Source organism: Brachybacterium sp. P6-10-X1 (assembly GCF_001969445.1).
GTDB lineage: Bacteria > Actinomycetota > Actinomycetes > Actinomycetales > Dermabacteraceae > Brachybacterium.
The window spans coordinates 2,179,552-2,198,058 of the sequence record NZ_CP017297.1 but is presented as its reverse complement, the minus strand read 5'-3'; the positions used below and the strand labels follow the sequence as shown (position 1 = coordinate 2,198,058).

Genomic DNA, 18,507 nt, shown 5'->3' with positions numbered 1-18,507 from the left:
CGGTTTGACCTTCCGGGATGGCGCACGCCACTCCCGGAGGGTCAGGGTCACCCCGTCGAACACCTCGGCGCGCAGCAGGACGGGATCCTGCGGACCGACGGCGTCGGGTCCGCGGGCCGAGGGGTGCCCCCCGCTGATGTGAGCCAGCTCTCGCGTCGTGCGGGCCCGGCCCGTCCACAGCGGTCCTTCTGGCCGAGAATGTTTCGGCGTATGACGGGGTGCTGGCGTGCAGCGCCCCGTCGGCAGAAGGATGCCTGCATGACCAGCACGGTGTCCGCCGACCCGATCCCCGACGCGCGCTCTGCCCCTGGGGAGCGTCCCGGAGGCCCGCCGCCGCGCCCGCACGGCGTGCGCCTGGACCAGGTCGCCCGCTCCTTCGAATCCCCGCAGGGCCGCCAGGTCGTGCTGCGCGATCTCGACGTCGAGCTCGACTCGGGGGAGATCGTCGCGGTCGTCGGCCCCTCCGGCTGCGGCAAGTCCACGCTGCTGCGCCTGGTCGCCGGGCTCGACGCCCCCAGCGACGGGGCGATCCGCATCGGAGCCGCCGCGATCCGCGGCACCGACGAGCGCACCGCGGTCGCCTTCCAGGAGCCGCGCCTGCTGCCCTGGCGCACCCTCGAGCAGAACGTGGCCCTGGGCCTGCCGCGCGGCACCGCCCGGCAGGCAGGTCGCGAGCGGGTGCGGCACCTGCTGCGGCTCGTCGGCCTCGAGCACGCCGCCGCCCAGCGGCCCCGCGAGGTCTCCGGCGGCATGGCCCAGCGCGCCTCGCTGGCCCGGGCGCTGGCGCGCAGTCCCGAGGTGCTCCTGCTGGACGAGCCCTTCGGCGCGCTGGACGCCCTGACCCGGCTGCGCATGCAGGACCTGCTGCTGGAGATCCACGCCGCCGAGCCCACCACGATCCTCGTGGTCACCCATGACGTCGAGGAGGCTCTCCACCTCGCCGACCGCGTCCTGCTGCTGCGTTCCCTGCGCGAGGAGCCGAGCGCCTCCTCGCTCGCCCGCACCGTCGACGTGCCCGGGGAGCGTCCCCGTGACCGCGCCGATCATGCCCTGGCAGCCCTCCGCGTCGAGCTGCTCACCGGCCTCGGCGTCCGGTCCCCGCAGGCAGCTCCTGCCGCCCCCCGCACCGCCGAGCCCACCACCACGGAGAACCCCTCATGACCCACCGCATCAGCCGCCGCACCGCCACCGCCCTCGGCCTCTCCGCCGTGGCCGGGATGGGCCTGGCCTCCTGCGTCCCCGGAGAGGGCGCACAGCAGTCCACCGGCGGCGGGCAGTGGTCGACCGGCGAGCTCACGATCGACTGGGCCACCTACAACCCGCTCAGCCTGATGATCCGCGACCAGAAGCTGATCGAGACCGCCCTGGGCGACTCGGTGACCGTGTCGTGGGTGCAGTCGGCCGGCTCCAACAAGGCCAATGAGCTGCTGCGCTCAGGATCGGCCGACGTCGCCTCCACCGCCGGATCGGCCGCGCTGCTGGCCCGCGCCAACGGCTCCCCGATCAAGGTCATCGACATCTACTCCCAGCCCGAGTGGTCGGCGCTCGTCGTCGGCCCCGACAGCGACATCACCGGCCCGGCCGACCTCGCCGGGCGCTCCGTCGCCGCCACCAAGGGCACCGACCCCTACTTCTTCCTGGTCCAGGCCCTGGCCGAAGCCGGCCTCACCGTGGACGACGTCACGATCCAGCTGCTCCAGCACGCCGACGGACGCGCGGCCCTGGACGGCGGCTCCGTGGATGCCTGGGCCGGGCTGGACCCGATCATGGCCGCCGCCGAGGTGGAGTCCGGAGCCCAGCTGGTCTACCGCAACGTCGACTTCAACACCTACGGGTTCCTCAACGCCACCGAGGACTTCATCGACAACCACGCCGACGTCGCCCAGGTGGTGGTCGACGCCTACGAGCAGGCCCGCACCTGGGCGCTGCAGAACCTCGACGCCACCGCGCAGCTGCTGGCCGACGCGGCCGGGATCGACCTCGAGATCGCCACCACCGTGATCCAGCAGCGCTCCAACCTGGACGTCAGCGGCGTCCCGGGCGATGACCAGCGGGCGGTGCTCGAGGCGATCTCGCCGATGCTCGCGGACTCCGGGGACATCGCGGGCGGGACCGATGCCCTGGCCGAGGCGGTCTCCTCCATCGTCCACGCCGACTTCGCGACCGCCGCGGCGGAGCAGCAGTGAGCACCGCCGTCGAGCCGGACACAAGGGGTTCTGACGCGGTGGCCGGATCCGACGCGCCGGCCGGGCCCGTCGGGCGGCGCATCGGCTTCTGGGACCGCCCCGGCACCCGGCTCGCCGCCGGCGCCGTGCTGCCGCTGCTGATCCTGGTCGCCTGGCAGGTCTCCACCGCCAGCGGCCTGGTCCCCGCCTACCGCCTGCCCGGCCCGCTGGCCGTGGTCCGCGCCGGGGCGCAGCTGATCGAGCAGGGCGAGCTGGGCCTGCACATCGCCATCTCCGTCCAGCGCGTGCTGATCGGCTTCGCGGCCGGGGCCGTCGCCGGTCTCGCGGTCGCCGCGGTGGTGGGCCTGTCCCGCGCGGGCGATGCGCTGCTGAACCCGACCCTCTCCGCCCTGCGCGCGGTGCCCTCGCTCGCCTGGGTGCCGCTGCTGATCCTGTGGCTGCAGATCGGGGAGGAATCGAAGGTCACGCTGATCGCGATCGGCGCCTTCTTCCCCGTGTTCACCACCGTGGCCGCCGCCCTGCGCCACATCGACCCCCACCTGGTGGAGGCCGGGCGCTGCTTCGGCCTGCGCGGCTGGTCCCTGTTCCGCACCATCCAGCTGCCCGCCGTGCTGCCTTCGGTCGTCTCCGGCCTGCGGCTCGCGCTGGCCCAGGCCTGGCTGTTCCTGGTCGCCGCCGAGCTGATCGCTTCCTCGATGGGCCTGGGATTCCTGCTCAACGACTCCCAGACCACCGGCCGCGTGGACCGGATCCTGCTGACCATCGTGCTGCTGGCCGTGCTGGGTTCGCTGTCCAACGCCCTGCTCGGGCTGGCCGAGAAGAAGCTGCTGAAGAGGTGGACATGACCCTCGCCGACGCTGCCATCGCCGACGCTGCTGTCGCCGACGCCTCGGCCGGCTCCGAGGCGCGGCTGGTCGAAGCGCGCAGCTACCCGCCGCCCGCCGCGGTCACCGCGCGGGCGAACGTCGACGCGGGCATCTACGAGACGGCGTCGGCCGATCCGATCGCCTTCTGGGCCGACGCCGCGCGGCGCCTGGAGTGGCGCACCCCGTGGCACACCGCCCACGAGTGGGACCCGCCGACCCCCGAGGCCGGCACCGGTGCGCTGAGCGTGCCCGCCGCCCGCTGGTTCGTCGGAGGTCGCGTGAACGTCGCCGAGAACTGCGTGGACCGTCATGTCCGTGCCGGCAACGGCACCCGGGTCGCCCTGCACTTCGAGGGCGAGGGAGGGGACCGCGAGTCCGTCACCTACGCGGACCTCCAAGACCGGGTGAGCCGAGCCGCGAACGCTCTCACCGACCTCGGCATCGGTCCCGGCGACCGCGTCGTCGTCTACCTCCCGGTGCTGGTCGAGACCGTCGTCATCGCGCTCGCCTGCGCCCGGATCGGCGCCGTGCACTCCCTCGTCTTCGGCGGCTTCAGCGCCGAGGCCGTGCGCTTCCGGCTCCAGGACACCCGCGCGAAGCTCCTGGTCACCTCCGACGGACAGTTCCGCCGGGGGAGGGCCGTGGAGGTGAAGTCCGCCGCCGACGAGGCCGCCCGCGACCTCGAGCACCTCGAGCACGTGCTGGTGGTGCGCCGCACCGGGGGCGACATCGCCTGGACCGCGGGCCGGGACGTGTGGTGGCACGAGACCGTGGGCGTCGCCTCCGAGATCCACGAGCCGGAGGCCTTCGACGCCGAGCATCCGCTGTTCATCATCTACACCTCCGGCACCACCGGGAAGCCCAAGGGTCTCGTGCACACCGCAGGGGGCTACCTCGCCCACGCCTCCTGGGCGCACTGGGCCCACTTCGACGCGAAGCCCGAGGACGTCCACTGGTGCACCGCGGACCTCGCCTGGGTCACCGCCCACACCTACGAGATCTACGGCCCGCTCAGCAACGGCCTCACCCAGGTGATCTACGAGGGGACCCCGGGCGAACCCACCCGCGAGCGGCACCTGGAGATCATCGAGCGCTACGGGGTCACCGTCTACTACACCGCGCCCACCCTGATCCGCACCTTCATGTCCTGGTTCGGCAGCGAGCTGCCGGCCGGCCACGACCTGTCCTCGCTGCGGCTGCTGGGCACCGTCGGCGAGGCCATCAACCCCGAGGCCTGGGTGTGGTTCCACCGCACCTTCGGCCGCGGCGAGCTGCCGATCATCGACACCTGGTGGCAGTCCGAGACCGGCGCCGCCATGCTCGCCCCGCTGCCGGGTGTGACGACCTTGAAGCCCGGCTCGGCGACCGTGCCGCTGCCTGGCATCGACCTGGCCGTGGTGGACGCGACCGGCGCCGAGCAGCCGCCGGGCGTGGCCGGCACGCTGGTGGCCCGTCGGCCCTGGCCCGGGATGGCCCGCACCGTGTGGGGCGACCCGGAGCGCTATCGCGACTCCTACTGGAAGGACTACGCCGGCTGCGGAGAGCACGGAGGGTTCTACGTGGCGGGCGACTCCGCCACGGTCGACGCCGACGGCTGCTTCTGGATCCTCGGCCGCCTGGACGACGTCGTGAACGTCTCCGGACACCGCTTGTCCACCATCGAGATCGAATCCGCGCTGGTGGCTGACCCGTCGGTCGCCGAGGCCGGCGCCGCCGGGGTGGACGACGCCCTGACCGGCCAGGCCGTGGCGGTGTTCGTCGTGCCCAGCGGCGGAGACGGGGTGCCGCCGGGCGGGACGGCACCGGGCGGGACTGCACCGGTCGCCGCCGTGCTGGATCCGGCCGCGCTGCGCGCCCGGGCGGCCCGCGAGATCGGGCCGATCGCCACGCCGAAGCACATCCTCGAGGTGCCGGACCTGCCCAAGACGCGCTCCGGCAAGATCATGCGCCGCCTGCTCGCCCAGCTGGTCCACGCCGAGCGGGCTCGCCGCGCGGGGCGCGAGCCGCAGCCGCTGGGGGACATCACCTCCCTGCAGAACCCCGAGGCCGTCGACGCCGTCGCCGCAGTCCTCGCCGCTCTCCCCACCGAGGACCCCGCCGTCGCCCCGCAGAGCTGACCGACCCCGACCCGATCGACCCCGACCCGACCGACCCCGACCCTGGAGGACCCATGAGCATCACCGTCCCCACCTCGACCTTCGAGACCCCGCTGAAGTTCGCCTACTGGGTGCCGAACGTCTCCGGCGGCCTCGTCGTCTCCACGATCGAGCAGCGCACCGACTGGCAGCTGCCCTACAACTCCCGCCTCGCCCGGATCGCGGAGGACTCCGGCTTCGAGTACGCCCTGACCCAGACCCGCTATGCCGCCAGCTACGGTGCGGACAAGCAGCACGAGGCCTCCGCCTTCTCCCTCGCCCTCCTCGCGGCCACCCAGCGCCTGCGCGTGATCGCCGCCTTCCACCCCGGCATGTGGCACCCCGGCGTGCTCGCCAAGTGGCTGATCACCGCCGACCAGATCTCGGGGGGCCGCGCGGCCGTCAACATCGTCTCCGGCTGGCTGAAGGACGAGTTCGTGAAGTTCGGGCTGCCCTGGCTCGAGCACGACGAGCGCTACGTGCGCACCGAGGAGTTCATCAGCGCCCTGCGCGGCCTGCTCACCGAGAGCGGGTACTCCCAGGACGGGACGTACTACTCGATCGACGACTTCACCCTGAACCCGGGGCCCGTCGACGTCCCCGGCCGCCCCCACCCGGAGATCTTCTTCGGCGGCAACTCCACCGCCGCGCAGGCCGCGGCAGGTCGCGTCGCCGACTGGTACTTCTCCAACGGCCGCACGCTCGAGGGCTACGAGGAGAACGTCGCCGGGGTGCTGGCGTCGGCGCAGCAGGCCGGTCGGCAGCCGAGGTTCGGCCTGAACGGCTTCGTCATCGCCCGCGAGTCCCGCGCCGAGGCGGAGGAGACCCTTCGCGAGATCGTCGCCAAGGCGCATCGCCCGGCCGTCGAGGGCTTCCAGAAGTCCGTGCAGGAGGCCGGGGCCTCCACCTCCGACGGCAAGGGCATGTGGGCCGGCTCGTCCTTCGAGGATCTCGTGCAGTACAACGACGGCTTCAAGACCCGCCTCATCGGCACCCCCGAGGAGATCGCCGACCGCATCATCGAGTACAAGAAGGTGGGTGTGAACCTCATGCTGACCTGCTACCTCCACTTCCAGGAGGAGGTCGCCGCCTTCGGTCGGGACGTGCTGCCGATCGTGCGGGAGAAGGAGGAGGACCTCGCCCGCACCCGCGGCACCGAGCTGAACACCGAGCTGCTGCCCGTCGCCCCGGGCGTCAGCGCCGACGAGGCCGCGACCGCGACCGCCGAGACGCTGCCGGCGGACCACCCGGCCACGGCAGGGGTGGCCGCGTGAGCGAGACGACCCCACAGACCCAGCAGGTGCCGTCGCCCGCGGTGCCGTCGGCCCCGGAGCGCAGCTTCGGCTTCCGCACCCGCGCCCTGCACGCGGGCGGCACGCCCGACGCCCAGCACGGCTCCCGGGCGGTGCCGATCTACCAGACCACGTCCTTCGTCTTCGACGATGCGGCCGACGCGGCGAACCTGTTCGCCCTGCAGAAGTACGGCAACATCTACTCCCGCATCGGCAATCCCACCGTCGCGGCCTTCGAGGAGCGCATCGCCTCCCTCGAGGGCGGCATCGGCGCGGTCGCGACCGCCTCGGGGATGAGCGCCGAGTTCATCACCTTCGCGGCGCTGGTCGGTGCCGGCGATCATGTGGTCTCCTCCGCGCAGCTGTACGGGGGAACCGTCACCCAGCTCGACGTGACCCTGCGCCGCTTCGGGGTGGAGACCGGCTTCGTCGCCTCCTCGGACCCGGCGGACTTCCGCGCGGCCTTCCGCGAGGAGACCAAGGTGCTCTACGTCGAGGTGATCGGCAACCCCTCCGGCGAGATCGCCGACCTCGAAGGCCTCGCCGCCGTGGCGCACGAGCACGGCGTGCCGCTGGTGGTCGACGCGACCCTGGCGACCCCGTACCTGGTGCGACCGCTCGAGCACGGGGCGGACATCGTCATCCACTCCGCCACCAAGTTCCTGGGCGGGCACGGCACCACCCTCGGCGGCGTGGTCGTCGAGTCCGGCCGCTTCGACTGGGGCAATGGGAAGTTCCCCTCGATGACCGAGCCGGTGGCGTCCTACGGCGACATCAGGTGGTGGGACAACTTCGGCGAGTACGGCTTCCTCACCAAGCTGCGCTCCGAGCAGCTGCGCGACATCGGGCCCTCGCTGTCCGCGCAGGCCGCCTTCCAGCTGCTGCAGGGCGTCGAGACGCTCCCGCAGCGCATGGACGCCCACCTCGCCGGGGCGAGGGCGGTGGCGCAGTGGCTCGAGACGGATCCGCGGGTGTCCTACGTGACCTGGGCCGGACTGGATTCACATCCGCATCATGAGCGCGCTGCGCGATACCTGCCGCTGGGCCCCGGTGCCGTCTTCGCCTTCGGGGTCGAGCCGGCCGGGGAGTTCGCCGGCGACGAGGAGCAGGCCGCCGCGGCCCGCGCCACCGGCGAGGCCGTGATGGAGAATCTGCAGCTCGCCTCGCATCTGGCGAACATCGGCGATGCCCGCACCCTGGTGATCCACCCGGCCTCGACCACCCATCAGCAGCTGTCCGAGCAGCAGCTCCTCGAGGGCGGGGTGCGCCCGGACCTGATCCGGATCTCCGTGGGCCTCGAGGACATCGAGGACATCCTGTGGGACCTCGACCAGGCGATCACGGCCGCGACGGGAGTGCAGCGATGACGGATACGGCACAGCAGACCCAGCAGGTTCAGCGGACCTGGCAGGGCCCGTCGGCCCCGGAGCGGCTCGGGATCCTGCGCCGCGCTCGCTCGATCGCGATCGTCGGCGCCTCCGCGAATCCGGCGCGGGCCAGTTACTTCGTGGCGACCTACCTGCTCTCCAGCTCGCCCTACGAGGTGTACTTCGTCAACCCCCGGGCCGAGACCATCCTGGGCCGGCCCGCCCACGACTCGCTCGCCGACCTCCCGGTGGTCCCCGACCTGGTGGACGTCTTCCGCAAGGACGCCGACCTGCCGGGCGTGGCGCAGGAGGCCGTGGACGTCGGCGCGGGAGCGCTGTGGCTGCAGCTGGGATCGTGGAACGAGGAGGCCGCCGCGCTCGCCGAGGGCGCCGGCCTGGACGTCGTGATGGACCGCTGCGTGAAGATCGAGCACGCCCGCTTCCACGGCGGGCTGCACCTCGCGGGCTTCAACACGGGGGAGATCAGTTCGAAGAAGCAGCGGGTCAGCGGCCGCCGCTGAGCGTACGATCGCGCATCAGGCGCGGGTCGGGGATCACCTCGGCCCGCGTTCTGCTGCGCGGGGGCGGGAGCGGGCCGGACGGGTCAGGTCAGCGGACGCGAGAAGTCGATCGTGATGCCGGGAACGGCAGCGATCCGCACGCAGGCCGAGCGCTCCCCGAAGTCCATGTCCGTCGGTTCCCGAACGGCGGCGGCGCCCCGGGAGACAGCCTGCCCGAAGGCCGCGTCGACGTCCTCGCAGACCATGTGGAGGACGATCCCGCGCGAAGGCTCCTCGCCGTCCCCCGGGGCGTTGAGCCACAGCGGGATGCTGTCCGGTGCGGTCAGCGAGGCGAAGCTGCCGAAGTCGGCCTCGATGCTCCAGCCCGCGACGTCGCGCAGGGAGATGGCGGCGGCGGACGGATCCTCCACGAGGAGGGTGAGGGCACGGATCCCGGGCATCGGGCGACTCCTTCGTCGGGGTATGAGCTCGGCGCCAGCGTAGTACGGGGGCGGGCGAGGGGCCCGGGGAGGGACCGATGATCACCCCTCGACGCGGATCCCCAGGTGATGTGCGAACGCAGGGGCCAGCACCGCGACCTGCTGGGCGTCGAGCGTCGCCCCCTTCATCCCCTCGAGGTTGCCGATCGCGCCCATCTCGAGACCCCGCAGGTCCACGTCCGCCAGCCGCGCGTGGGCGAGGGAGACGCTGCCGGCGCGGCAGTTCACGAAGGCGACACGGGCCGCGGTCGCCCCGGTGAGGTCGAGCTCCTCGATCGTGCAGTCCTCGAACAGCACGTCCTCGAGGGTGGAGGCGCGCAGATTCAGCCAGTCGAGCTTGCTGCCGACGAGGCGGGCCTGCCGCACCTCCGTGTCGTCGATGTCCAGCGCGCCGATCCGGGAACCGGTCAGCTCCACGTCCCGCCAGGTGGAGCGCGTGGCGTTCAGGACCGGCGCATTCAGCCGGTCGATCCGGGTCTCGATCAGCCGGGCGTGCTGCAGGACCGCCTCGTGGGCGGTGACGCCGAGCAGCTCGCACTCGGTGAAGGTGGCGCCGGTCAGATCGCGGCCGGAGAGATCTCCGCCGGTGACCCGCACGGCGTCGTACGTGCCCTGGGCGTGCAGCTCGTCGGCCTCGAGATCCTGCAGCTCGGGCAGCACGAGCCGCTCGAGGACGGGTCGGCGGGTGGTGGAGCGGGGGCGCATGGGACTCCTCGGGAGGTCTTGTCGTGCGAGCCTGGGACGATGGAGCGCCGATCCTCTCAGCCCCCTCCGTCGGCCGACGGCGGACCCTGCGTGTTCTGCGCGCTGCTGGAGGGGCGCGGGACCGCCGCATGGGTCCACCGAGGGGACCGGGCGTCGGCGCTGCTCCCGCTGCCGGACAGCAGTCTGGCTCCGGGACACTGCCTGGTCATCTCCCAGGCGCACGTGATCGGGATGCAGGATGCGCCGGCCGACGTCCTGCAGGCCGTCACCTCGTGTGCCCAGGCTCTCGCCCGCGGCATGCAGGCGGTTCTCGGAGCGGCCGGCGTCAACGTCCTCCATGCCAGCGGAGCGGCGGCGGGGCAGTCCGTGGGCCATCTGCACCTGCACGTCGTCCCGCGCTGGGACGGAGACGGGCTCGAGACGTGGCCGGAAGGACGGTCGGCGCACGAGCTCCCGGGGGATTGGCTCCCCGCGCTGCGGGACGGGGTCGCGCGGTGAGTCCGCTCGTGCTGGTCGACGCGACGGCCGACGACATCGGCGTGCTGGAGCGGGCGATCCATGCGGCGTGGAGATGGCGCGAGGCGTGGGACGAGGACTCCTTCACGCGGCACCGGGCGACGTGCGGTGCGGACTCGTACATCGACGACTTCGGCCGGCGCGCCGGCGATATCGGGGTGATCGCTCGTGACAGCGGCACGGGGAGAGCGATCGGGGCGGCATGGTGCCGATTCTTCACCGTCGTCGACCACCGTGCCGGATTCCTCGCCGAGGACGTCCCGGAGCTCGTCGTCGCGGTCGAGCAGGAGGCGCGTGGCCGTGGTGTGGGCCGCGCCCTGATGGAGGCCCTGCTGCACCGGGCCCGTGAATACGGGGTCGATCGGGTGAGTCTGCACGTGAGCAGGGAGAACGACCGGGCGCGACGGCTGTACGAGGCTCTGGGGTTCTCGGACTCGGGATGCGGGGACGAGCAGGGAGCGGTGCTGGTGCGGAGCACGGCGAACGTCCCGAGGTGAGCGCCGACCACTGATCCGCGGGAGCAATCCCGATCACCGGGCGACGCTCCGGCAGGATTCGAACCTGCGACCCACTCCTTATGGGGGAGCTGCTCTCCCGGGCTGAGCTACGGAGCGATGCGTCGGGGACCGGCGACACGACTCCATCCTCGAGGCTCGGGCCTGACGCTGTCGAGCGTCCCGTCATCAACCGACGCAGGGGGACGCGGGGCGTCGAGGAGGTTCACCATCTCTCGCGCGCCGGAATCCGGAGCGCGACGCGGTGCGGACCTTCCTCCACACAGGGCAGTTATCAACAATGTCTTCCGAATCGTGCACAATTCCGCGCCAGAAGTGTGTGATCGCGTCCGCCGATCATGCTTTTCCTTCACGGGGGGGTGGTCATCCACATTCGGCAGGAGATGAGCCGTGGTCGTCGACGCCGAGCCCTCGGCCGTGCGATCCGCTGATGGGGCGAAGGGCTTCGGGACCTGCGAAGAGAGCACTACTCGTGCCGCTCGACGCTCGCGTCTCGAGATGCGCATCTCGAAGGTCGGACTCGACGTCACCATCCTTCCTCCCCACAAGGAGGTTTTCCACATTCGTTCCCGCAGGCTTCGATTGTCGGCGCCTGAGCGGATGATGGAGACATGAAGGATTTCGCGCAGGGGTTCGAGGCGGCGGGGGTCGAGGATCCGACCCGCCAGCTGCTCGATGCCGTCCGCGAACAAGGGCCGGCCGCGCTGGCCGAGCTGCTCGGAGACCAGGGATTCCTGCTCGCCGAGCTGGCCACCGATCCCGGTGGCCTCTTCACGATCTCCGGGGCCACCTCGGACCAGTACTCGGCCGTGATCAAGCGCCTGCAGGAACAGCGCGCTGCGATGGACGCGCTGGAGATGCGAGCCATGGTCGGCCACGCCGATGCGACGCGCGCCGAGCTCCGCGCCGAAGCTCTGGCCGAGGCCGCGCAGGAGGCCGATGCCTCCGCCTCGGAAGCGACGACCGAGATCCGGGCCGAGAACTCCACCGCCCGCGACATCTCGATGAGCACCCGGCGCGCACCCGCCACCGCGAGCCGTACCCTCGCCGCGGCCCGCCGGCTGGTCGACTCGATGCCGGAGATGCTCACGGCGATGGCGACCGGGCGGCTCACCGCCACCGGCGCCCGTTCCACCGCCACCTCGCTCGGACCGCTCACGCCTGCTCAGCGCGAGCACGTCGATGCGATCCTCGGCGCCCGCCTGGCGGAGATGGACAGCTGCGGGTCCGAGCAGTGGAACGGCGCCGTCGCGGCCGCCATCGCGGAGGCCGATCCCGACGGGGAGGCGAAGCGTCATCACCGCGCCCGGCAGCGCCGCAGCGTGACCCTGCGGCGCGGACAGAACGGTATGGCGACCCTCCGTGCCCACCTGCCCGCCCTGGCGGCGAACACGATCCGGAAACGACTCTCCCTCGAGGCCGAACGGTTGCGCGCGACCGGGGATCGGCGCGGGCACCAGCAGATCCAGGCGGATGCCTTCGTCGACACCCTCCTCGGAGCGGAGGACGGCATGGACCGCACCGACCTGGACATCGGCGTGATCATCACCGATCGCACCCTGCTCGACCCGCAGCGCGGGGATCCGGCGCACATCGAGGGCTATGGCCCGGTGCCTGCCGAGTCCGTCCGGGAGGACCTCCGCGGGCCCCTGCGCGCGCTGAGCGACCAGGGCGCCGACGAGCTCGGCGGCGACGACGGCGCCGCCGCCCGCCTGGCCCTGCGACGGCTGTACACCCACCCCACCACCGGGGAGCTGGTCGCCGTCGAGTCGGTCGCCCGCGAGTTCCCGAAGGGTCTGGCGCGCTTCATCCGCTGGCGGGACCTGATCTGCCGCGGGCCGCACTGCAATGCACCGATCCGCCAGAGCGATCACATCCGCCCCCATGCGGCCGGTGGCCACACCTTCCTCGACAACGGGCAGGGTCTGTGCGCCTACTGCAACGACAAGGAGAACCAGACCACCTCCGTCGAGCGTGATCGAAGCAAGCCCGGCCACCGGGTGCGCTGGACGAGCCGCAACGGCACCACGCGGACCACCGGCGCCGCACGCTTCACGGCGCCCGTCGAGACGCCGGCCTCCCCGGTGGACGAGACCGCGTCGGCATCCGGCACGGACCGGACCGACATCGCGGGCGATGACACCGAGAGGGAAGCCCTCCCGGAAGCTCTCGAGGCAGGGCCGTCCGACGAAGAACCCGTGGGTGTGCCCGAGAGCCCTGGCGGGGATCTCCGCACGGAGCCGGCGGTCACCGCAGGAGGATCGACCGTCATCGACGCGGTTCCCGGCGCCGACCCCGGCCTGCGATTCGACGGGGACCCCACGCCCACGCCGGAGGGCGATGACCAGGGCGACACGTCCGCGGCCGCCCCGAGGCTCGCGCCGCGCGAACGACCGGCAGCACCGGACGGGCTCGATCAGGCGGCCCGGCCCCGGCCCGGCACCCGGTGCCGATCACTCATCGACGGGGCGCGGGCCCCGCCCGGTCAGACCGACGCGGCGGCTCTCGCGGCACCCGGCAGCGCGTCGGCGATCCGATCCAGCACCTCCGGGGTGTGGGCGGTCGAGACGAACCAGGCCTCGAAGGCCGACGGCGGCAGGTACACACCAGCATCCAGCATCGCGTGGAAGAACCGGGTGAACGCCGCGGTGTCCTGCACCTTCGCGTCGTCGTAGCCGGTCACCGGCTGTTCGCGGAAGAACACGGAGAACAGGGTCCCGGCATTCTGGATCACGTGGGGCACGCCTGCCGTGGTCAGCGCATCGGCGACCATCTGCTGCAGAGCCCGCGAGGTCGAGGCCAAGGTCGCGTATGCCGTCTCGTCCAGCTCGGCGAAAGTGGCCAGACCTGCGGCCGTCGCCAGCGGATTCCCCGACAGGGTGCCCGCCTGGTAGACCGGTCCCGCCGGGGCCAGCAGACCCATCAGATCCTTCCGGCCTCCGAAGGCGCCGACCGGCAGGCCGCCGCCGATCACCTTGCCGAACGTCATCAGATCAGGGGCCCAGCCGTCACCATCGACCCCGTAGTAGCCCTCGCGGCTCGCCCGGAAACCGGTGAGCACCTCGTCGCTGATCAGCAGGGCGCCGCTGGCGTGCGCAGTCTCGGCCAGGAAGCGGTTGAAGCCGATCCCGTCCTCCTCGCGCGGAGGCACGACGCCCATGTTCGCCGGCGCCGCCTCCGTGATCACGGCGGCGATCTCCCCGCCCCGCGCGGCGAACAGGGCCGAGACGGCCTCACGATCCCCGTAGGGCAGCACGACGGTGTCGCGCGCGGTCGCGGCGGTGACCCCGGCCGAGCCGGGCATCGCGAAGGTCGCCACGCCGCTGCCGGCCTCGGCCAGCAGGGCATCGACATGCCCGTGATAGCAGCCGGCGAACTTCACGACCACGTCACGGTCGGTCGCGGCTCGCGCCACCCGCAGCGCACTCATCGTCGCCTCGGTGCCGGAGTTGACCAGGCGCAGCTGCTCGACCGGCGCGATCCGGGAGACGACCTCCTCGGCGAGCGCGACCTCCCCGGACTGCGGGGCGCCGAAGGACAGCCCCCGCCCTGCCGCGTCGCGCACCGCCTCGACGACCGGCTCATGAGCGTGGCCGAGGATCATCGGCCCCCACGACCCGACCAGGTCCACGTACTCGCGGCCGTCGGCGTCGTGCAGCAGCGCGCCCTGTGCGGAGGTGAGGAACGGTGGGGTGCCGCCGACCGAGCCGAAGGCTCGCACCGGCGAGTTCACGCCCGAGGGGATCACCTGCTGGGCGCGGGAGAAGAGATCGGCGGAGGCGGTGGTGGCAGCGGCAGGGGCATGGGCGGAGGTCATCGGGTGCTCCTCGGGTGGTCGGGTCGGGCGGTCTCGGGGCGAGGGTTCGCCGGGGCGTGCGTCACCGGAACTCGCGCAGGTGGGCGGGCAGGCCGTCGCGGTACCAGCCCGCGACCTCGCCGGCGTAGTAGGTCAGCACGGTCGAGGCGCCCGCGCGGCGGAAGGCCAGCAGAGACTCCAGCACGGTGCGGTCCCGGTCGATCCAGCCGTTCGCGGCCGCCGCCTCGATCATCGCGTATTCGCCGGAGACCTGGTAGGCCCCCACCGGCACGGGCGAGGCCGCGGCGACCTCCCGCAGTACGTCGAGATAGGGCAGGCCGGGCTTGACCATCGCCAGGTCCGCGCCCTCGGCCACGTCGAGCTCCAGCTCGCGCAGCGCCTCCTGGCCATTGGCGGGATCCTGCTGATAGGTGCGCCGGTCGCCCTGCAGCGAGGAGTCGACGGCCTCGCGGAAGGGTCCGTAGAACGCCGAGGCGTACTTCGCGGTGTAGGCGTAGATCGCGGTCTCCAGGTGCCCGGCGGCATCGAGGGCGTCGCGGATCGCGGCGATCTGACCGTCCATCATCCCCGAGGGTCCCAGCAGGTGGGCGCCCGCCTCGGCCTGGGCCAGCGCCATCTCGCGGTACCGCAGCAGCGTCGCATCGTTGTCCACGCGCCCGTCGGTATCGAGCACCCCGCAGTGGCCGTGGTCGGTGAACTCATCCAGGCACAGGTCCGCCATGATCACGGTGTCATCGCCCAGCTCGTAGCGCAGTCGGGCCAGCGCTCGATTCAAGATGCCGTCCGGATCCGTCGCCCCGGAGCCGACGGCGTCCTTGTGCTCGGGCACGCCGAAGAGCATCACCCCGCCGACGCCACCCTCGGTCGCCTCGGCCGCGGCGCGCACCAGGGAGTCCATCGTGTGCTGGACGACGCCGGGCATGGAGGAGATCGGCGTGTTCTCCCGTGCGCCCTCCCGCACGAACATCGGCAGCACGAGGTCCGCGGGACGCACGGTGTGTTCACGCACCAGCGAGCGCATCGCGGGGGTGGATCGCAGCCGACGGGGGCGGTCGATCGGGGTGGGGCCGAAGCGGTCCGGGACGGTCATGAGGAACTCCTTCGGACGGAGGGGCGGGGCGGTTCAGGAAGGGCGGGAGGCCAGCGCGGACAGCACCGCGCCGACGAGCGCGTCGTCGGTCGGGGCCTCCGCCTGCACGGGAGTGGGGAGACCGGCTGCGCGAGCGGCCTCGTCGGTGGGGCCCCCGATCGTGATCACGGCGGTCGAGCCGTGCACCCCGACGGCGGCCGCGGCGCGGGCGATCATCGGACTGGTCAGCACGATCGCACCGTACTCGCCGCGGCGGAGGGCGTCGGCGGTCGCGGCCGGCAAGGGCACGGTCCCGGGGCGGTACGCGATGACCTGTTCGAGGCGATAGCCCTTCGCCGCCAGCCCCTCGGGCACGGTCGGGGAGGCGGCCGCCGAGGCGGGCAGCAGCGCCTCGGCCGTCCCGTCGGCCACCGGAGGCATCATCTCCACCAGCGCTGCGCCGGATCCGTCCGCGACCAGGGAGGCCGGGGCGCCGGCGGCGGCGAGGGCCTCCGCAGTTCCGGTGCCGACGGCGACGACCTGGGTGGTCGCCGGGATGACGAGACGCGGTGCGGTTCCCGTACTCGACGCGGCCAGGAGCGCCTCGACCGTCGTGCGGGAGGTGACCACCAGGTGCGTGTACGCCCCGGCGGCGAGCCGCTCGCACGCCGCGGCGAGTTCCGCCCCGCCCTCGAGCGTGAGACGGACGAGCGGCCGATGCTCGACGACCAGGCCCTGCTGCTCGAGCAGGGTCACCAGCGCGCCCGCGCGCCCGGTCGGTCGGGTGACCAGCACGGGGCGGGACGACGTCGGCATTGGAGCGCTCATCGGCGGATCAGGCCTTCGCCTCGGCCAGGATCTGCCCGGCGCCGCGCTCGAGCAGGTCCGCCGCGAGCTCGGTGCCGAGCCGGAAGGGCAGCGAGTGCTGTCCGGAGGCGGCGTCCTCGGCCGGGTCGAAGGCGACGCGTGCCGAGCCCTCGACCACGTGGGAGCCGTCGGGCCGGATCGCGAGCGCCCGCAGCTGGAGCTTGTCCCCGAGGATCTCGCCGTAGGCGCCGACCGGGGCGGAGCAGCCCGCCTCCAGCGCCCGCAGCAGCGCCCGCTCCGCGGTGACCGCGGCGCGGGTGACCGGGTCGTCCACGGCGGCCATCCGCGGCCCGAACCAGGCCGGGGCGGTATCCGCCGTGGCACCGTCCAGGGCGGCGACGGTGGCCTCGACCGCCAGCGCACCCTGGGCCGGGGCGGGGAGCATGATCTCCACCGGCAGCAGCTGGCTGATCACCGCGTCGCGGCCCACCCGCTGCAGACCGGAGGCGGCCAGCACCACGGCGTCGAGGTCCGCGTCCTCGCCGAGGGCCCGGGCCAGGCGCGTCTCGACGTTGCCGCGGATCGCCCGCACGTCCAGATCCGGGCGGGCGCGCAGCAGCTGCGCGGCTCGGCGCGGGGAGCCGGTGCCGACGCTCGCTCCCTCGGGCAGCTCCTCGAGACGCAGCCCGTCGCGGGCGCAGAGGGCGTCGCGGGGGTCCTCCCGGGGCGGGATGCAGGCCATGCGGATGTCCGGAAGCTCTGCGGTGGGCAGGTCCTTGCAGGAATGGACCACCACGTCGACCGTGCCGTCCAGCAGCGCCTGGCGCACGGCCGTGACGAACACGCCGGTGCCGCCGATCTGGGCGAGCGGGCTGGTGCGGTCGATGTCGCCGTGGGTGCTCACGTGGACCAGCTCGACCTCGCGGCCGGTGCTCTCGACCAGGGCCTCGCCCACCTGTCCCGACTGGGTCAGGGCGAGGGCGGAGGCGCGGGTGCCGATCCGCAGCGGGGCCGAGCCGGCTGTCATGAGGACGCTCCCGCCGGGGCCGCCTCCCGCTCGCGCAGGTGCGCCGCGATCTCGGCCAGGGTGTTCACGCTCTGCTCGGCCGGCACCGCCGTGCCGGCTCCCGTCTGGCAGCAGTTGTGGCCGCACACGTCCTCGACCGCCCCGAGCTCGGTGACCGCCGCCCGCTCCCGCGAGGGGTCGAGGTGCTCGGCGACGATGTCCGCCAGCGCGGCGATGAAGCGCGGATCGGTGCCGGAGGTGGCGACGCGGCGGAAGGCCAGCTGCTTCTGCTCAGCGGTCTCCTTCGCCTCGGTGTCCAGGTCCCAGATCACCTCGACGTGGTCGGTGACGAAGCCGATCGGCACCACGACCACCGCCTCGGCGGAGCCGTCCTCGGCGACGCGCTCGATGACGTCGTTGACGTCGGGCTCGAGCCATGGGGTGTGCGGGGACCCCGAGCGGGACTGGTAGACCAGCTCCCACGCCGGCTCGACCGGCAGATCGTCGTGCAGCTGGTCCATGACGTAGCGGCAGGCGGCCAGGTGCTGGCGCACGTACCAGTCGCCCTGCGCCTGGCCGTCCGGGGTGACCGGTCCCGAGGCGTCGTTCATCGCCGTGGGGATCGAGTGGGTCGAGAACAGCACCCGCACCTGGTCGGTGTCGTGCCCGGCGCGCTCGAGGTCGGCCAGCGCCGCTCGCACCCCGTCGACCACCGGGGCCAGGAAGCCGGGGTGGTTGAAGTAGGAGCGGGTCTTGTCGATGGTGACCTCGTCCAGCAGGCCCGCCTGGTCCAGGCGACGCGCGAAGTCCTCGCGGTACTGGCGGCATCCGGAGTAGGAGGAGTAGGCGCTGGTGAGCAGGGCGAGCACGCGGCGGTGCCCGTCGGCGTGCAGCGAGGAGATCGCCTCGGCCGTGTACGGCTCCCAGTTGCGGTTGCCGAAGTAGATCGGCAGATCGATCTCGCGGGAGGCGAGCTCCGTCTCCAGCGCCGCGATCATCGCGCGGTTCTGGGCGGTGATGGGGGAGCGTCCGCCGAGGGCGCGGTAGTGGCCGGCGACCTCCTCGAGACGCTCATCGGGCACGCCGCGGCCGGCGGTGACGTTGCGCAGGAAAGGGATCACGTCCTCCTGCCCCTCGGGGCCCCCGAAGGAGGCGAACAGGATCGCGTCGTACTGGGTCGTATCGAGCGGGGGAATGGTCATCGGTGGTGTTCCTCCGGGAACGGG

The 18,507-nt window shown here is 72.7% G+C and carries 16 protein-coding genes, 1 tRNA gene and 1 pseudogene; 10 read left to right on the top strand and 8 right to left on the bottom strand.

Annotated elements, in window-relative coordinates:
• Positions 1-258 precede the first annotated feature (258 nt).
• Genes BH708_RS10055 through BH708_RS10025 form a run of 7 tightly spaced genes read left to right on the top strand, consistent with a single transcriptional unit; the run spans position 259 to position 8,367 of the window.
• Positions 259-1,161 (top strand): ABC transporter ATP-binding protein, encoded by a 903-nt coding sequence (locus BH708_RS10055; protein ID WP_083713461.1) that lies wholly within the window; start codon positions 259-261, stop codon positions 1,159-1,161.
• Positions 1,158-2,186 carry an aliphatic sulfonate ABC transporter substrate-binding protein gene (locus BH708_RS10050; RefSeq protein ID WP_076808450.1) on the top strand — a complete coding sequence of 343 codons (1,029 nt, stop codon included), beginning with the start codon at positions 1,158-1,160 and terminating at the stop codon, positions 2,184-2,186. The genes BH708_RS10055 and BH708_RS10050 overlap by 4 nt, the downstream gene beginning before the upstream one ends.
• Before the next feature lie 38 nt (positions 2,187-2,224).
• Entirely contained in the window at positions 2,225-3,031 is an 807-nt protein-coding gene (locus BH708_RS10045; RefSeq protein ID WP_076811096.1) for an ABC transporter permease, read from the top strand.
• Positions 3,028-5,169: an acetate--CoA ligase gene (gene acs, locus BH708_RS10040; RefSeq protein WP_076808449.1), complete on the top strand. Its 2,142-nt coding sequence runs from the start codon at positions 3,028-3,030 to the stop codon at positions 5,167-5,169. Before BH708_RS10045 ends, acs begins: the two co-directional genes overlap by 4 nt.
• A gap of 53 nt (positions 5,170-5,222) precedes the next feature.
• Positions 5,223-6,461 (top strand): dimethylsulfone monooxygenase SfnG, encoded by a 1,239-nt coding sequence (gene sfnG / locus BH708_RS10035; protein ID WP_076808448.1) that lies wholly within the window; start codon positions 5,223-5,225, stop codon positions 6,459-6,461.
• Positions 6,458-7,846 carry an O-acetylhomoserine aminocarboxypropyltransferase/cysteine synthase family protein gene (locus tag BH708_RS10030; protein ID WP_371330001.1) on the top strand — a complete coding sequence of 463 codons (1,389 nt, stop codon included), beginning with the start codon at positions 6,458-6,460 and terminating at the stop codon, positions 7,844-7,846. The genes sfnG and BH708_RS10030 overlap by 4 nt, the downstream gene beginning before the upstream one ends.
• Entirely contained in the window at positions 7,843-8,367 is a 525-nt protein-coding gene (locus BH708_RS10025) for a CoA-binding protein (RefSeq protein WP_076808447.1), read from the top strand. The genes BH708_RS10030 and BH708_RS10025 overlap by 4 nt, the downstream gene beginning before the upstream one ends.
• A gap of 83 nt (positions 8,368-8,450) precedes the next feature.
• On the opposite strand, the gene BH708_RS10020 is transcribed toward BH708_RS10025, so the two are convergent.
• Complete coding sequence (locus BH708_RS10020; protein WP_076808446.1) at positions 8,451-8,807, bottom strand: glyoxalase/bleomycin resistance/extradiol dioxygenase family protein; 357 nt, start codon at positions 8,805-8,807, stop codon at positions 8,451-8,453.
• Positions 8,808-8,888: 81 nt separating this feature from the next.
• Positions 8,889-9,551, bottom strand: a complete 663-nt coding sequence (locus BH708_RS10015) for a pentapeptide repeat-containing protein (protein WP_076808445.1) — start codon at positions 9,549-9,551, stop codon at positions 8,889-8,891.
• A 39-nt stretch (positions 9,552-9,590) separates the two neighbouring features.
• Between BH708_RS10015 and BH708_RS10010 the strand changes: the two genes are divergently transcribed.
• Positions 9,591-10,049 carry an HIT family protein gene (locus BH708_RS10010; protein ID WP_076808444.1) on the top strand — a complete coding sequence of 153 codons (459 nt, stop codon included), beginning with the start codon at positions 9,591-9,593 and terminating at the stop codon, positions 10,047-10,049.
• Complete coding sequence (locus BH708_RS10005; protein WP_076808443.1) at positions 10,046-10,564, top strand: GNAT family N-acetyltransferase; 519 nt, start codon at positions 10,046-10,048, stop codon at positions 10,562-10,564. Before BH708_RS10010 ends, BH708_RS10005 begins: the two co-directional genes overlap by 4 nt.
• A gap of 43 nt (positions 10,565-10,607) precedes the next feature.
• Here the strand turns inward: BH708_RS10005 and BH708_RS10000 are convergent.
• Positions 10,608-10,681: transfer RNA gene (locus BH708_RS10000), tRNA-Met, on the bottom strand.
• Between the two features lie 512 nt (positions 10,682-11,193).
• Between BH708_RS10000 and BH708_RS20345 the strand changes: the two are divergent.
• Positions 11,194-12,486 (top strand): annotated as a pseudogene (locus tag BH708_RS20345) (DUF222 domain-containing protein); the annotation flags it as partial.
• A 581-nt stretch (positions 12,487-13,067) separates the two neighbouring features.
• Here BH708_RS20345 and hemL read toward each other — a convergent pair.
• From hemL to BH708_RS09965, 5 genes are all read right to left on the bottom strand, one after another.
• Positions 13,068-14,399, bottom strand: a complete 1,332-nt coding sequence (hemL, locus tag BH708_RS20340; RefSeq protein WP_076808440.1) for a glutamate-1-semialdehyde 2,1-aminomutase — start codon at positions 14,397-14,399, stop codon at positions 13,068-13,070.
• A gap of 61 nt (positions 14,400-14,460) precedes the next feature.
• Positions 14,461-15,489, bottom strand: coding sequence for a porphobilinogen synthase (gene hemB / locus BH708_RS09980; protein ID WP_076808439.1), 1,029 nt, complete (start codon positions 15,487-15,489; stop codon positions 14,461-14,463).
• A 33-nt stretch (positions 15,490-15,522) separates the two neighbouring features.
• Positions 15,523-16,296, bottom strand: a complete 774-nt coding sequence (locus tag BH708_RS09975; protein ID WP_253705538.1) for a uroporphyrinogen-III synthase — start codon at positions 16,294-16,296, stop codon at positions 15,523-15,525.
• Positions 16,297-16,303: 7 nt separating this feature from the next.
• Positions 16,304-17,302 carry a hydroxymethylbilane synthase gene (gene hemC, locus BH708_RS09970; RefSeq protein WP_076808437.1) on the bottom strand — a complete coding sequence of 333 codons (999 nt, stop codon included), beginning with the start codon at positions 17,300-17,302 and terminating at the stop codon, positions 16,304-16,306.
• Positions 17,299-18,483, bottom strand: a complete 1,185-nt coding sequence (locus BH708_RS09965) for a ferrochelatase (protein WP_076808436.1) — start codon at positions 18,481-18,483, stop codon at positions 17,299-17,301. Before BH708_RS09965 ends, hemC begins: the two co-directional genes overlap by 4 nt.
• Positions 18,484-18,507 lie beyond the last annotated feature (24 nt).

What these genes read in the sequence shown, in the direction of transcription:
- acs (WP_076808449.1), top strand. Translation starts at nt 3,028, where the DNA reads ATGACCCTCGCCGACGCTGCCATCGCCGACGCTGCTGTCGCCGACGCC.
- BH708_RS09965 (WP_076808436.1), bottom strand. Translation starts at nt 18,483, where the DNA reads ATGACCATTCCCCCGCTCGATACGACCCAGTACGACGCGATCCTGTTC.
- BH708_RS10055 (WP_083713461.1), top strand. Translation starts at nt 259, where the DNA reads ATGACCAGCACGGTGTCCGCCGACCCGATCCCCGACGCGCGCTCTGCC.
- BH708_RS10010 (WP_076808444.1), top strand. Translation starts at nt 9,591, where the DNA reads ATGGAGCGCCGATCCTCTCAGCCCCCTCCGTCGGCCGACGGCGGACCC.
- hemB (WP_076808439.1), bottom strand. Translation starts at nt 15,489, where the DNA reads ATGACCGTCCCGGACCGCTTCGGCCCCACCCCGATCGACCGCCCCCGT.
- BH708_RS09975 (WP_253705538.1), bottom strand. Translation starts at nt 16,296, where the DNA reads ATGAGCGCTCCAATGCCGACGTCGTCCCGCCCCGTGCTGGTCACCCGA.
- BH708_RS10050 (WP_076808450.1), top strand. Translation starts at nt 1,158, where the DNA reads ATGACCCACCGCATCAGCCGCCGCACCGCCACCGCCCTCGGCCTCTCC.
- BH708_RS10020 (WP_076808446.1), bottom strand. Translation starts at nt 8,807, where the DNA reads ATGCCCGGGATCCGTGCCCTCACCCTCCTCGTGGAGGATCCGTCCGCC.
- sfnG (WP_076808448.1), top strand. Translation starts at nt 5,223, where the DNA reads ATGAGCATCACCGTCCCCACCTCGACCTTCGAGACCCCGCTGAAGTTC.
- hemL (WP_076808440.1), bottom strand. Translation starts at nt 14,399, where the DNA reads ATGACCTCCGCCCATGCCCCTGCCGCTGCCACCACCGCCTCCGCCGAT.
- hemC (WP_076808437.1), bottom strand. Translation starts at nt 17,302, where the DNA reads ATGACAGCCGGCTCGGCCCCGCTGCGGATCGGCACCCGCGCCTCCGCC.
- BH708_RS10015 (WP_076808445.1), bottom strand. Translation starts at nt 9,551, where the DNA reads ATGCGCCCCCGCTCCACCACCCGCCGACCCGTCCTCGAGCGGCTCGTG.
- BH708_RS10025 (WP_076808447.1), top strand. Translation starts at nt 7,843, where the DNA reads ATGACGGATACGGCACAGCAGACCCAGCAGGTTCAGCGGACCTGGCAG.